Genomic DNA, 14,040 nt, shown 5'->3' with positions numbered 1-14,040 from the left:
CGTGTGGGTCTTCCCCACACGGCACTTTTTTCACATTCGGGAGGCGACCATGACCCAGACCCCGCTTTTGGACCGCGTAGCCGGACCGGCAGACCTGAAGGGGATGGGGGATGGCGATCTTGCGCGCCTTGCCCATGAGTTGCGGCGCGAGACGATCGAGGTGGTCAGCCGGACGGGCGGGCATCTGGGATCGTCGCTTGGGGTGGTGGAGTTGACCGTCGCCATCCATGCCGTCTTCGACACGCCGCGCGACAAGTTGATCTGGGACGTGGGGCATCAGTGCTATCCCCACAAGATCCTGACCGGGCGGCGCGAGCGCATGGCGACGCTGCGGCAGGGCGGGGGGGTTTCGGGCTTCACCAAACGGTCGGAGAGCGAATATGACCCGTTCGGGGCGGCGCATTCCTCCACCTCCATCTCCGCCGCGCTGGGTTTCGCCATCGGGCGCGACATGGGGATGCCGGTGGGTGATACCATTGCCGTCATCGGCGACGGGGCGATCACCGCCGGAATGGCCTATGAGGCGATGAACCATGCGGGCCATCTGGGCAAGCGGCTGTTCGTGATCCTGAACGACAATGACATGAGCATCGCGCCGCCGGTGGGGGCGCTGTCGAAATACCTCAACGAGATTGCGGCGAAGGGGCCTCTGGCGCTGTTCAAGGCAGCGGCGGAGGAATTCGAGAACCATCTGCCGGGGCCCATGCGCGACGGCGCGCGGCGGGCGCGGCAATTGGTGACGGGGATGCCGGGCGGCGGCACGCTGTTCGAGGAGTTGGGCTTTTCCTATGTCGGCCCGATCGACGGGCATGACATGGGGCAGGTGCTGGCCACCCTGCGCGCGGCGCGGGCGCGGGCGACGGGACCGGTCCTGATCCATGCGGTGACAGTGAAGGGCAAGGGCTTTGCGCCGGCCGAGAACTCCGCCGACAAATATCACGGCGTGTCGAAGTTCGATCCGCTGACGGGCGAGCAGGCGAAGGCGAAGTCGAACGCCCCGGCCTATACCAGCGTGTTCGGCAATGCGCTGACGGAAGAGGCCGCGCGCGATCCGCGCGTGGTGGCGATCACCGCCGCCATGCCCTCGGGGACGGGGCTGGACATCATGGCGCGGCGCTTTGCGTCACGCGTCTTCGACGTGGGAATTGCCGAGCAGCATGGCGTGACCATGGCGGCGGGGATGGCGGCGGCGGGGTTGAAGCCGGTCTGTGCGATCTATTCGACCTTCCTGCAAAGGGGGTATGACCAGATCGTGCATGACGTGGCGCTGCAGGGCCTGCCCGTGCGCTTTGCCATCGACCGGGCGGGGCTGGTGGGGCAGGACGGCGCGACCCATGCCGGGGCATTCGACATCGGCTTCCTCGCCAACCTGCCGGGTTTCACCGTCATGGCGGCGGGGGATGAGGCGGATCTGGTGCATATGGTGGCGACCGCTATCGCCCATGACGAAGGGCCCATCGCCTTCCGCTATCCGCGCGGCGAGGGGATGGGCGTCGAGATGCCCGCGCGCGGCGTGCCTTTGGAGATCGGGAAGGGGCGGGTGATGAAGGTGGGGTCGGATGCGGCGATCCTGTCCTATGGCGCGCATCTGGCCGAGGCCTTGGCGGCGGCGGAATTGCTGGAGGCCGAGGGGGTTTCGGTCACCGTGGCCGATGCCCGTTTCGCCAAGCCGCTGGATACCGGGCTGATCGACCTGCTGGTCGAGGATCACCCGGCGCTGGTCACGCTGGAGACTGGGGCTACGGGCGGTTTCGGCGCGCTTGTGCTGCACCATCTGGCCAATTCGGGCGGGCTTGAGAAAGGGCGCGCGATCCGGACGATGACGCTGCCGGACCGGTTCATCGATCAGGGGTCGCCTGTGCAGATGTATGAATGGGCCGGGTTGACGGCGAAGGATATCGCGGCCTCGGTCCGGCAGGCCATCGGGCGCGGCAAGGCCGTGCGTCCGGGCCTTCGGCTGGTCTGACGCGGTACGCGCCGCCCGATTTTTCTGCGAAAAATCGGGCGGCAAGCGGCCCCTGAATTTTCGCAGAAAATTCGTGGGGGCCGCTTGCCGCCTGTCGCACCGTCAGGCGCGACCGACGTGCTGGCGCTGTTCGCCGAGGCCCTCGATGCCGAGGCGCATCACCTCGCCGCCCTTCAGATAGATCGGATCGGGCTTCTGCCCCATTCCCACCCCGGGAGGCGTGCCGGTGGAAATCACGTCGCCCGGATGGAGCGTCATGAACTGGCTGACGTAATGCACCAGATGCCGCACGCCGAAGACCATCGTCTTGGTGGACCCGTTCTGATAGCGCTTGCCGTCCACTTCCAGCCACATCGACAGGGCCTGCGGATCGGCCACCTCATCCGCCGTCACGAGCCACGGCCCCAGCGGGCCGAAGGTGTCGCAGCCCTTGCCCTTGTCCCAGGTGCCGCCACGTTCGATCTGGAATTCGCGCTCCGACACGTCGTTGATCACGCAATAGCCCGCGACATGGTCCATCGCCTCGGCCTCGGAGACGTAGGAGGCGCGCTTGCCGATCACCACGCCCAGCTCCACCTCCCAGTCGGTCTTGATCGACCCGCGCGGGATCAGCACGTCGTCATTCGGGCCGGTGATGGCGGAGTTGGCCTTGAGGAAGATCACCGGCTCCTTCGGGACGGGTAGGCCTGACTCGGCGGCGTGGTCGGCGTAGTTGAGACCGATGCAGATGAATTTGCCCACGGCGCCCACGCAGGGGCCGATGCGGGCGTCCTTGGGCAGGGCGGGCAGGGTGGCGGGATCGATGGCGCGAAGGCGCGCGAGACCTTCGGGCGTGAGCGTTTGCCCTGCGATGTCGGGGACGATGCCCTGAAGGCTGCGCGGCGTGCCCGCCGCGTCGAGGATGGCCGGAACCTCGGCCCCGCTGTCGCCCACACGCAAGAGTTTCATGGCAGCCTCTCCCTTTTTTCCGCCGTCCGGGGGGCAAGGAACCGCGTCGGGGGCGCATTTGCAAGCCCCGATCCGGCAATGGCGGGCGGATTCCGGCGGGTCGGGGCAGGGTGCCGATGCCCCGCGACCACAGGGCGCAACTTCCTGCCCCGCCTTGCTTTAATGGGTCGTTGCCCGCCCTTGGGAAGTGTGGCAGAGAAGGTGGGCGGAATTCCAAACCGATGAGTTCAGACGATGACCGATTTTGCGACCCGGCGGGTGATGATGGTGGATACGCAGGTGCGCCCGTCGGACGTGACCAAGTTCCCGATCATCGAGGCCATGCTGACCATCCCGCGCGAGGCCTTCGTGCCCGAGGCGCGGCGCGAGGCGGCCTATATGGGCGAGAACCTTGCCATCGCGCCGGGGCGGGTGGTGCTGGAGCCGCGCACGCTTGCCAAGATGCTGGACGCGCTGGACGTGCAGCCGGGGGAGCTGGTGCTGGATCTGGGGGCGGGGCTTGGCTATTCGGCGGCGGTGATCGCGCGGCTGGCCGATGCGGTGGTCGCACTGGAAGAGGATGAGGCGCTGGCGGCCGAGGCGCAGCGCCGCCTGTCGGAAGGGGGCGTGGACAATGCCGCCGTCGTGACGGGCAGCCTTGCCGCGGGCGATGCGCGCCATGCGCCCTTTGACGTGATCACGGTGCAGGGTGGGGTTGAGGTGATGCCGCAGGCCATCCTTGACCAGTTGAAGGAAGGCGGGCGGATCGGCGCGATCTTCATGGAGGGCGCGCTGGGGGTTTGCCGGATCGGATATAAGATCGACGGTGCGGTGACATGGCGTCAGGCCTTCAACGCGGCTGCCCCGGTGCTTCCGGGTTTTGCCGCCGCGCGCGGGTTCGTGCTTTAGGGAATATGGCCCTGCCGCGATGGGTCGCATCGGGGTGGGCATGGGATCAGGGGCGGGGTGACCGTCCGTTCGAGATAGGCGGGATTGCGATGCGTGGTTTTCTGGCAGCGGTCGTCGTGTCGGTGATGGGCCTTGCGGCCCCGGCGGCACAGGCGGAGACTTTGGCGGATGCGCTGGCCTCGGCCTACAGGAATTCCCAACTGCTGGACCAGAACGAGGCACTTTTGCGCGCCGCGGACGAGGATGTCGCGCAGGCCGTGGCGCGGCTGCGCCCGGTGATCAGCTTTGTCGCGCAGGCGCAGAATGTGGAAAGCAACCCGAATTCGGTGCAGGACGGGCTGAGCAAGACCTTCCAGCTTGCGGCGCAATGGACGATCCTTGATTTCGGGCGCAACCGGATCGGGGTGGAGATCGCGAAGGAAACGGTTCTGGCCACCCGCGAGGCGCTGAAGGGGCTGGAGGCGCAGGTGCTGCTCTCTGCCGTCAGCGCCTTCGTCGATGTGCGCCTGCAGGCGGAGATCGTGGCGCTGCGGCAATCCAACGTGCGGCTGATCGGGCAGGAATTGCAGGCGGCGAAGGATCGGTTCGACGTGGGCGAGGTGACGCGCACCGATGTGGCCATCGCCGAGGCGCGGCTTGCGGCGGCGCGGTCGGGGCTTGCCGCCGCGCAGGGCGATTTCAAGGTCGCGCGCGAGCGTTACAAGGCCGTTGTCGGGGATTATCCGGGCAATCTGGCGGGCCTGCCGCCGCTGCCTGCCACCGCGAAATCGATGGAAGAGGCGCGGATGATCGCGCTGCGCACCCATCCCAGCATCCTGCAGGCCCAGCGTCAGGTGACGATCGCCGGTCTGGGGGTGGAGGCGACCAAGGCCGCCATGCGCCCGACGGTCGATCTGCAGGGGGCGATCCGGCAGAATCTGGATACCGACTCGCGCACCGACTCGCTCTCGCTGTCGTTCAACCAGACGCTTTACGCGGGCGGCGCGCTGTCCTCGGCGCATCGGCAGGCGCTGGCCAACAAGGAGGCCGCGCAGGCGAACCTGTTGCAGACCACGATCACCGTGGGCGAGAATGTGGGCAATGCCTGGTCCGCGCTGGAAGTGGCGGCAGTGTCCATTCAAGCGGGGACACTGCAGGTGCAGGCGGCGCAGACCGCATTTGACGGGGTGCGCGAGGAGGCGACGCTGGGCGCGCGCACCACGCTGGACGTGCTGGATGCCGAGCAGGAATTGCTGGATGCCCGCGCGACCAAGCTGCAATCCGAGGCGCAGCGCTATGTGGGCGTCTATAACCTTCTGGCGACGATGGGCCTTTTGTCGGTGGAGCATCTGAACCTGGGTGTGCCCACCTATGACCCGGCGCTGTATTACAACGCGGTGAAGAATGCCCCGGTGACCAGCCCGCAGGGCAAGAAATTGCAGCGCATCCTCGATAAGATCGGCGACTGATCCGCCGTTCCGGATTGCAGGGCCGCGCCGTGCCGCAGGGCAGGGCGCGGCTTGCATCATCGCAACGTCGTGGTGTTAACCAGCGCCAGACTGCGCGTGTTCCTTGATATCGCCTTGGTTGTGGGCGATAGATTCGTCGAGAGACGGCCAATTGCCGAGGAGGTTCGCCCCCAAATGTCCGAGCGGTTGAATTCCGTCGATATCGAAGACGTGCTGTCGTCTATCCGGCGGCTGGTGTCCGAGGATGGGCGTCCGTCGCCCAAGGCGGCCGCGCAGGCCGCGCCCGCGGAACCTGCCGCGCCGCCGGCCGACCTGCCCCCCGACCTTGCCGAGCCCGCACCCGAGCAAAGCGCGGCGGCGGCGGAGCCTGTCCCGGCGGCAGAGCCGGAGATGCCAGCCTTCGCCTCGTCCCGCGGCGGGGCGGGGCGCAGGCCCGTTCCCGTGGTCGATCCGCAGGCGGACAAGCTTATCCTGACGCCGTCGCTGCGGATCGTGCCGGAGCCGGTGGAGGAACCCTCGCCGCAGGCCGTGGATGTGCCGCAGGCTGCCGTGGATGAGGTGGCCGAGGCGCCCATGCTGGAGGATGCCGAGGAGGAGTTGGAGCAGGAGGCCGCGCCTTTTGCCGCCTCGCGCATCGATCGGGGCCCCGCAAGGCTGGACGCGGTGATGGACCGGGTCGCGCAGGAACTGCACGGCGCGGAACAGGATTGGGAACCGGTGGCCGAGCCGCCGCGCGCCTTTGCCTCCGACTGGGAGGATGAGGTGGCACCGGAGGCCGCGCCTTCCGTGACGGGGAACGAGGCCGCGACCGAAGAGGCGGCCCATGCCGCCGGGGCCGTCGACATCCTGCCCGGCCCCGATCTTCCGCAAGAGGCCGGGGCCTGGGAGCAGGCGGATTGGGCGATGCCCGATTGGCAGGCCGTGGAGGCCGCGCCCGAAGGGATCGAGGACGAAGAGACGCCCCCTTCCATGGCCGAGGAGGCCGCCATGACCGAGAAGGATGATCCTGCCGACCTGCCTGATTGGGCGCGGATGGAGGCCGATCCCGTGCTGGAGGATGCGCCTTTCGTTGCGGCCGGGGCCGCCAATGCCGCCGCCGCCGGCCGGGCCGCGCCTGCCGGGGATGCGCGCTGGGCCGATGCCGCCGAGGCGCAGATCCGCCGCGAGTTGGAAGAGGAGGCCGGGGCCTCTGCCTTCGCGCATTTCGACGATGACGACCATGACGAGCGGCGTTTCGACGAAGAGATGCTGCGCGATCTGGTGCGCGACATCATCCGCGAGGAGTTGCAGGGCGCCTTGGGCGAACGCATCACCCGCAACGTGCGCAAGCTGGTGCGGGCCGAGATTGCGCGGGCCATGGCGGTGCGCGATTTCGAGTGACGCGCGATACCGTTGCCCAATAACAAAACGCGCCCCTTCGGGCGCGTTTTCCATTCCGGCTGTGCCGGATGCGGATCAGGCGGCTTCGGCCTGATCGGCCTCAAGCGCGTGGCGGCGTTCGGATTCTTCGCGCGACAGCGCGACCGAGGTGCGCACGCCCTTGGCCACGAAATCCATCAGACCCTTCACGACACGTTCATTCGGATCGATCCCGGCGCAGGACAGCACTTCGCGTCCGTCGCGCGAACGTGCCCAGCGGGCGATCTGTTCCGGGCCGTTGCCGTATTTCTTGTCATCGGCAATCGCATCATCCAGCGCGGCAAGGACCACGGCAGCGAAGAGCTTCCGCGCCCGCTGGCCTTGTTCGTAATTGAAGGCGGTGCCATCAACGAAATCGAGCATCTCGTCGTTTTCCTGTTCTTGTCTTGTCTTTTCTGGCGTCCGGCGAATATGACCATTTGGTCACGATTCGGTATTGTCCTTTTAACAGGGCTGACATGCGTTGTGTGCAAGTCTTTCCTGTATCCGTACAATATATCGTCGGCTTGCCTCGGATCAGCCTGCAAGATATAGGCCAACTTCCCAAGTCTTCAACACTTCCTCAACTTTCCCTGCCACATTCTGGACGTTTTCCCCATGCCCAAGATCAACGGTAACGAAATCAAGCCCGGCATGGTGCTTGAACATGACGGCGGGCTTTGGGCTGCTGTTAAGGCCAACCATGTGAAACCCGGCAAGGGTGGCGCATTCGCACAGGTGGAGCTGAAGAACCTGCGCGATGGGCGGAAGCTGAACGAACGCTTCCGATCGGAGGACAGGGTCGAAGAGGTGCGGCTGGAGAACAAGGACCAGCAGTTCCTGTATGAAACCGACGGGCGGCTGGTGTTCATGGATGCCGAAACCTATGAACAGATCGAACTGGATGCCGAATTGCTGGGCGACCGGCGGCCCTTCCTGCAGGACGGGATGACGGCGACGGTGCGCTATTACGGCGACGAGGCGCTGGCGGTGACCCTGCCGCAGAAGGTGAAGTGCCGCATCGTCGAGACGGAGCCGGTGGTGAAGGGGCAGACGGCGGCGAACAGCTTCAAACCCGCGATATTGGACAATGGCGTGCGGATCATGATCCCTCCCTTCATCGGGCAGGACGAGGAGATCATCGTGCATACCGAATTGATGGAATATTCCGAACGCGCCTGATGGGGCGTTGCGGGGGATGCGGGGCCGGTCCGGTTGGGCCGGCCCTTTTCCTTTGCGCGGGGTTGGGCCATGTTTGGCCTGCCGTGCCGGAGGTTCGTGAATGGTGCCCGAGATCGATGTCAGTCTGACCTCCATCAGCCCCCGCATCGGGCGGTTGGCGCCGGTGGTGGCCTCCATCCTTGCGCAGGATCCGGCGCCCGCGCGGGTGCTGATCCATCTGTCGCGGGGGGCCTATCTGCTGGATCAGGGCATAGGCGACCTGCCCGCCGATCTGGCGGCGCTGGTGGATGGGGCGCGGGTGCAGGTGCGCTGGGTGGAAAATACCGGGCCATACCGCAAGATCCTGCCTTGGCTGGCCGACCATCTGGGCAGCGGACGCTGGGTGGTGACGGCGGATGACGACACGCTTTATCCGCAGGGCTGGCTGGCGCGGCTGATCGCGGGGCGGCAGGCGACAGGCGCGGTGACGGGATGGACGGCGCATCCCATCCTGCTGCGGCAGGGGCGTGTGGCGGGCTATGGCCGCTGGTTCGGGGCAGGGTTGCCGGATGCACCCGCCTTGCGCGTGCTGCCTATCGGCAAGGACGGGGTGCTGTATTCAGGCCGCGACTTCCCGCCCGAGGTTCTGGACATAGCCACCGCGAAAGGCATCGCGCCCACGGCGGATGATCTTTGGCTGCGCTGGCATGCGGCGCGTATCGGCGTGCGCGCGCATGCCGTGGGGCAGGGGGAGGCGCTGGCCGAAACCTCTCGTGGCGGGCCGAGCCTGTGGCGGGCCTATAATCGGCAGGGCGGGAATGACGCGGTGGTTGCGGCGCTGGAGGCGCATTTCGCCGCGCGCTACGGCTGGACGATGGCCGCCCCGTCCACGGGCTGATCCAGTTCCACCAAGGCCGCGCTCGCCCGCATCGGCCCCGTGGCGCGGTCAAAGCGCAGATAGGCGATGGCGTGATCGCCCGATCGGGTGAAAAGCGTTCCGGCAGGTTTGCCATCTGCGGTGATCTCGGCCCCGTATCCGGCCTCGCCTGTCACCCGGACGCGGGCAAGGCCCTTGCGAAGCTCGGTCTTGTGCTTCATCCGGGCGGTGACTTCCTGCCCGACATAGCAGCCCTTGCGGAAATCGACGCCATGCAGGCGTTCGAAGCCGGATTCGAGGATGTAGCTGTCATCGACGATCAATTCGCGGCCCGTTTCGGGGACGACATGGGCCACGCGGATCGCGTCCCAGTCGATCTGCGGTTCCGTCCCTGCCTCAACGCCATAGCGCCGCCAGCCAAGGGCCGGGTGGCGCGGGTCGGGCAGGGCATCCGGCGGGGTATCCCCAAGACCCCGCTGGACATGCAGCGCGGACGGCGTCAGCCGCACATCGGCGCGCAGGCGATACATCGTCAGGCGGCGCAGGGTGGCCTCGGCCACCACCTCGGGCAGGTCCAGAAGCAGGCTGTCACCCTGCCGGACGATGAAGAAATCGGCCAGATACTTGCCCTGTGGCGTCAGCAGCGCGGCCCAGACGATACCCGGCCCCTTGCCAAGGCGCAGCACATCGTTGGACACCAGCCCCTGCAGAAAGGGCAGCGCATCCGCACCCTCCACCGTGACCACCCGCCGATCCGTCGCCGCCTCGCCCTGCATCGCGCGCCCCCTTTCGCCTTCAGTCCTTGAATTGGAGCGCGTGGAGGCTTGCGTAAAGGCCCCCCTTGGCGATCAGCGCCTCATGCGTGCCTTCCTCGACCACGCGGCCCTTGTCCATGACGATGATCCGGTCCGCTTCGCGCACGGTTGACAGGCGATGCGCGATGACCAGCGTCGTGCGCCCCTTGGAGAGCGTTGTCAGCGCCGCGGCCACCGCCGCCTCGGATTGCGCGTCAAGCGCGGAGGTCGCCTCGTCCAGCAGCAGGATGGGCGCATCGGCCAGCAGGGCGCGGGCGATGGCCACCCGCTGGCGCTGCCCGCCCGACAGGGCCGATCCGCGCGGGCCTGCGGGCGTATCAAGGCCCTGCGGCATCCCCGCCACCACATCCGCCAGATGGGCGGCCTGCACGATCCCCGACAGCCGGTCGGGCGCGATCCCCTCGCGCCCCATGACGATATTCTCGCGCAGGGATTCGTCGAACAGGGCGGTGTCCTGCGAGACGGTGGCGAAAAGGCTGCGCTGGTCGGGAAGCGACAGCGCGCTGGCCGCCGTTCCGCCGATGACGATCTCGCCCGCATCGGGTTCCGCCAGTGCAGTCAGCAGATGGAACACGGTGCTTTTCCCCGCGCCGGAGGGGCCGACGATGGCGGTCATCTTCCCCGCCTCGGCGGTGAAGGACAGCCCGTTCAGGACGGGCGCGCCGGGATAGGCGAAATGCACGTCGCGGAAGGCGATGCCCGGAACCCCCGTCGGCAGGGCGGCCCCCGGTTCGGGACGGGCCTCGGAAGTATCGGTATCCAGCAGGCGGAAGATGCGTTCTAGGCTGGCCGCCGCGATCTGCCAAGCGCCCGCCATCTCGCCAAGGCGGCGGATGGGCTGGAAGGTCAGGGTCATGGCGGTGAAGAAGGACATGAACTCGCCCACCGTGCGCTCGCCCGCCGCCACCTCGCGCCCGCCCAGCATGAGGACGGCGAAGAAGCCCACGCCGGTGACGATGTCGATCATGGCGGGCATGGTCTGGGCGGCGACGACGGCCTTGGCATAGGCGCGGTTCAGGCGGCGCACCACCTCGACGAAGCGGCCGGATTGATAGGCTTCCTGACGGGTCAGCTTGATCGCGTTGATGCCGTGGAAGATCTCGTCCAGCCGGGTAGAGCGGGCGGCGGCGGCATCGCGCATCTGCGCCGACTTGCGCCGCAGATAGCGTTGCAGCACCAGCGCCGGCACGATCAGCAGCGGCGCCCCCACGAGCGCCGCCAGCGTCCAGCGCCAGTCGATCCCGATGGCGACGGCGAACAGGCCAACAAGCGCCACCACGTCGCGGCCCGCCGCAACGATCACCGTCTGCCAGATGCCCTGCACGGCTCCGGTGTCGCCCTGCACGCGGTCCATCAGGGCGCCGGGGGGATGGCGCTGGAAGAAGCCGCCTGATTGCCGCAGGATGTGGGCCAGCATGTCCACCTGCATGGCCGATGCGATGCGGATGGAGATCAGCGTCATCAAGGACCGCGACACCACCGTGGTCACGGCGCGCACGAGGAACAGCGACAGGATCGCAAGGCCGACCCAGAGGATCGAGTCGCCCCCGCCCGGCGCGAAGACCCGGTCGAAGAGCGGTTCGATCATCCAGGACAGCAGGCCCAGCGTGCTGCCCTCGATCGCCATAACAAGGAAGGCCACCGCCATCAGCCAGACATGCGGGCGCAGATAGCCCGCCCAGAGCCGCGCGAAGAGCGGGCGCGAGGCATAGCGCGGATCGCCATCTGCGGTGCGGTCTATGGGATGGGTTTCGGGTTCGGGCACGGGGCGGCGGGGCCTTTGCGGAAAGGCCCCGCCAGCGGGGCCGTTGACCCCCGTGACTAACGCGATTGCGGCAGCGCGGCAAGCACTGGGCGTGGCACCGGTCGGGGCAGGGGGGCTTGGTTGACCTTGCCGCGCGGCGGGCATAGCCATTGGGGCAGAACCTTCGGAGATCGCGATGACCCTGTCGAACGGCCGCCCCTATCTTGCCATCCCCGGCCCCTCGGTCATGCCCGACCGCGTGCTTGCCGCCATGCATCGCGCGGCACCCAACATCTATGAGGGCGCGCTGACCGAGATGGTCGAAACGCTCTGGCCCGATCTGCGGCGGGTGGCGGGCACCACGCAGAACGTGGCGCTCTATATCGCCAACGGCCATGGCGTCTGGGAAGCGGCGAACATGAACCTGTTCTCGCGCGGGGATCGTGCGCTGGTTCTGGCCACGGGGCGGTTCGGCCTGTCATGGGCGGAATCGGTGCGCGCCTTGGGCGTGGAGGTGGAGGTGCTGGATTTCGGCAAGTCCGCGCCCGTCGATTTCGCACGGGTGGAGGCCGCGCTGCGGGCGGATGCCGGTCACCGCTACAAGGCGGTACTGACGACCCATGTCGATACGGCCAGCACCATCCGCACCGACATTCCCGCCCTGCGGGCAGTGATGGATGCGGTGGGGCATCCGGCATTGTTGGCGGTGGATTGCATCGCCTCGCTGGCCTGCGATGAATTCCGCATGGACGGGTGGGGCGTCGATGTCATGGTCGCGGCCAGCCAGAAGGGGCTGATGGTCCCGCCGGGGATCGGTTTCGTCTGGTTCTCGGAAAAGGCGCGGGAGCGGTGCCGGACATCGGACCTGCGCACGCCCTATTGGGACTGGACCCCGCGCGCCGATGCCTCGGAGTTCTGGCAATACTGGAACGGGACCGCGCCCACGCATCACCTGTTCGGCCTGCGCGAAAGCCTGACGATGCTGCTGGATGAAGAGGGGCTGGAAAATGTCTGGCGGCGGCATGACGTGCTGGCCCGCGCCGTCTGGGCGGCCTTCGACTGCTGGTCGGCAGGTAACCCGGACATCGGGCTGAACGTCGCGGACCCCGCCCATCGCGGGCGGTCCGTCACGGCGGCCCGCTTCGGCGCGCCCCATGCCACGCGCCTGCGCGAATGGACGGAACACAAGGCGGGCCTCACGCTGGGCATCGGCCTTGGCATGGCGCCTGCGGGCGACCCGGCCTATCACGGCTTTCTGCGGGTGGCGCATATGGGGCATGTGAATGCCCATATGACGCTGGGCGCGCTGGCGGTGATGGAGGCGGGGATGGTCTCCCTCGGCATCCCCTTCGGCGCGGGCGGGCTTGCCGCCGCGGCCGAAGTGGTGGGCAGGGCGGCGGGTTAACCGCCGTTCTTCGCCAGCCAGTCCTGCATGAAGGCGATTTCCGCCTCTTGCGCGGCGATGATCTCTTCGGCGAGTTTCCTCACCTCCGGGTCGTCGCCATGTTCCAGAACGATGCGGGCCATGTCGATGGCGCCTTGATGATGGGCGATCATGCCGCGCATGAAATCCACATCGGCATCGCCGGTGAATGCGATATCCATCCCCTGATGCATCCGGGCGTTCGAGTCCATGAAGGCCATGGTCGCGGGAGACTCGTTCCCCATCATCGCATGGCCCGCATGGGCGTCGTGGCCCGCCTCCTGCGCGGCAAGCGGCAGGGGCGACAGAAGCGCAAGGATGAGGGCGAGGCTGCGGGTCATGGAACGGCTCCTTCCGGTATTCTCATAATGACAGGATGCAACCTTCCCGCAGGGGGAAGGCAAGTCACGCCGCCGTGATATCCGTGGCGCGCTGAAATTGCCCGCTTTGCGCCCCGGCCCCGCCGCTTTCGCACCCAAAGGCTGCGGGGCTGCACAGGGAAGTGTCGCTTGGGGTCTTTGCAGGCGCGGCGCTGCGGCCTATCCTTGGTGCATGGAAGGATGTTTCGCGTCATGACCACCCAGACAGGCAGGCCTGTTGTCGGCATCATCGGCAACATGAACATGATCAACGACGAATATCCCGTCCATGCCGGGGGCACGATGAATTCCGAGGCGGTGGCGAAGGTGGCGGGGTGCCTGCCGCTGATCATCCCCTCCGATCCGCATTACGTCACGGTTCCCGAACTGCTCGACCTTTGCGACGGCTTCCTGCTGACGGGGGGGCGGCCAAATGTGCATCCCGCCGAATATGGCGAGGAGGAAACCCCCGCCCATGGCAGTTTCGACCGCTGCCGTGACGCGATCACGCTGCCGCTGATCCGGGCCTGCGTGGAACGGGGGCAACCCTTCCTTGGCATCTGCCGGGGCTTTCAGGAGGTGAACGTGGCGCTGGGCGGCACGCTCTACCCCGAAATCCGCGACCTGCCGGGGCGGATGAACCACCGGATGCCGCCAGATGGCACGATGGAAGAGAAATTCGCCCTGCGTCATCCGGTGCGCTTCACCGAGGGCGGGGTCTTCCACCGCCTGATGGGGGCTGCGGAGGTGATGACCAACACGCTGCACGGGCAGGGGATCAACCGCCCCGGGCCCCGCATCGTGATCGATGGCGAGGCCCCGGATGGCACGCCCGAGGCGATCTATGTGAAGGACGCGCCGGGCTTCACCCTTTCGGTGCAGTGGCACCCGGAATGGAACGCGGCGGGCGATCCGGTGTCGCGGCCCTTGTTCACCGCCTTCGGGCAGGCCGTGGCGGCATGGGCCGGGGCGCGGCGCGGACTGCCCGCGCGTCATCTGCGGCAGGCCTGAGC

General features: G+C 67.4%; 13 protein-coding genes. 8 read left to right on the top strand and 5 right to left on the bottom strand.

Annotation, left to right across the window (positions count from 1 at the left end):
• Positions 1 to 49 precede the first annotated feature (49 nt).
• Positions 50 to 1,966: a 1-deoxy-D-xylulose-5-phosphate synthase gene (gene dxs, locus TabM4_RS11970; RefSeq protein WP_434612580.1), complete on the top strand. Its 1,917-nt coding sequence runs from the start codon at positions 50 to 52 to the stop codon at positions 1,964 to 1,966.
• Between the two features lie 102 nt (positions 1,967 to 2,068).
• On the opposite strand, the gene TabM4_RS11965 is transcribed toward dxs, so the two are convergent.
• On the bottom strand, positions 2,069 to 2,914 hold the full coding sequence (locus TabM4_RS11965; protein ID WP_434612578.1) for a fumarylacetoacetate hydrolase family protein: 846 nt from the start codon (positions 2,912 to 2,914) through the stop codon (positions 2,069 to 2,071).
• Between the two features lie 234 nt (positions 2,915 to 3,148).
• Here TabM4_RS11965 and TabM4_RS11960 point away from each other — a divergent pair, with 234 nt between their 5' ends.
• The 3 genes from TabM4_RS11960 to TabM4_RS11950 all read left to right on the top strand — a co-directional run bounded on the left by TabM4_RS11960 (position 3,149) and on the right by TabM4_RS11950 (position 6,630).
• Entirely contained in the window at positions 3,149 to 3,802 is a 654-nt protein-coding gene (locus TabM4_RS11960; RefSeq protein WP_434612576.1) for a protein-L-isoaspartate O-methyltransferase family protein, read from the top strand.
• Positions 3,803 to 3,891: 89 nt separating this feature from the next.
• Positions 3,892 to 5,250, top strand: coding sequence for a TolC family outer membrane protein (locus TabM4_RS11955; RefSeq protein WP_434612574.1), 1,359 nt, complete (start codon positions 3,892 to 3,894; stop codon positions 5,248 to 5,250).
• A gap of 174 nt (positions 5,251 to 5,424) precedes the next feature.
• On the top strand, positions 5,425 to 6,630 hold the full coding sequence (locus TabM4_RS11950) for a hypothetical protein (RefSeq protein WP_434612572.1): 1,206 nt from the start codon (positions 5,425 to 5,427) through the stop codon (positions 6,628 to 6,630).
• A gap of 75 nt (positions 6,631 to 6,705) precedes the next feature.
• Here the strand turns inward: TabM4_RS11950 and TabM4_RS11945 are convergent, their stop codons facing one another.
• Positions 6,706 to 7,032 (bottom strand): DUF6280 family protein, encoded by a 327-nt coding sequence (locus tag TabM4_RS11945; protein ID WP_165054060.1) that lies wholly within the window; start codon positions 7,030 to 7,032, stop codon positions 6,706 to 6,708.
• Between the two features lie 234 nt (positions 7,033 to 7,266).
• Here TabM4_RS11945 and efp point away from each other — a divergent pair, with 234 nt between their 5' ends.
• Positions 7,267 to 7,830: an elongation factor P gene (gene efp / locus TabM4_RS11940; RefSeq protein ID WP_434612570.1), complete on the top strand. Its 564-nt coding sequence runs from the start codon at positions 7,267 to 7,269 to the stop codon at positions 7,828 to 7,830.
• Between the two features lie 100 nt (positions 7,831 to 7,930).
• On the top strand, positions 7,931 to 8,707 hold the full coding sequence (locus TabM4_RS11935; protein ID WP_434612568.1) for a glycosyltransferase family 2 protein: 777 nt from the start codon (positions 7,931 to 7,933) through the stop codon (positions 8,705 to 8,707).
• Here the strand turns inward: TabM4_RS11935 and TabM4_RS11930 are convergent.
• Positions 8,671 to 9,462, bottom strand: a complete 792-nt coding sequence (locus TabM4_RS11930; RefSeq protein ID WP_434612567.1) for a YgfZ/GcvT domain-containing protein — start codon at positions 9,460 to 9,462, stop codon at positions 8,671 to 8,673. The two genes, TabM4_RS11935 and TabM4_RS11930, sit on opposite strands and share 37 nt — an antisense overlap.
• A 19-nt stretch (positions 9,463 to 9,481) precedes the next feature.
• Entirely contained in the window at positions 9,482 to 11,242 is a 1,761-nt protein-coding gene (locus TabM4_RS11925; protein ID WP_434622052.1) for an ABC transporter ATP-binding protein, read from the bottom strand.
• Positions 11,243 to 11,441: 199 nt separating this feature from the next.
• On the opposite strand from TabM4_RS11925, the gene TabM4_RS11920 reads away from it, so the two are divergent.
• Complete coding sequence (locus tag TabM4_RS11920) at positions 11,442 to 12,650, top strand: pyridoxal-phosphate-dependent aminotransferase family protein (protein WP_434612565.1); 1,209 nt, start codon at positions 11,442 to 11,444, stop codon at positions 12,648 to 12,650.
• On the opposite strand, the gene copM is transcribed toward TabM4_RS11920, so the two are convergent.
• Positions 12,647 to 13,009: a CopM family metallochaperone gene (gene copM / locus TabM4_RS11915; RefSeq protein WP_434612563.1), complete on the bottom strand. Its 363-nt coding sequence runs from the start codon at positions 13,007 to 13,009 to the stop codon at positions 12,647 to 12,649. The genes TabM4_RS11920 and copM overlap by 4 nt on opposite strands.
• A 231-nt stretch (positions 13,010 to 13,240) precedes the next feature.
• Between copM and TabM4_RS11910 the strand changes: the two genes are divergently transcribed.
• On the top strand, positions 13,241 to 14,038 hold the full coding sequence (locus TabM4_RS11910) for a gamma-glutamyl-gamma-aminobutyrate hydrolase family protein (RefSeq protein WP_434612561.1): 798 nt from the start codon (positions 13,241 to 13,243) through the stop codon (positions 14,036 to 14,038).
• Positions 14,039 to 14,040: the final 2 nt, after the last annotated feature.

It is taken from the genome of Tabrizicola sp. M-4, from assembly GCF_051132405.1.
GTDB lineage: Bacteria > Pseudomonadota > Alphaproteobacteria > Rhodobacterales > Rhodobacteraceae > Paragemmobacter.
Note: the sequence above shows the minus strand (reverse complement) of the source record. Positions and strands in the feature narration are given on the sequence as shown.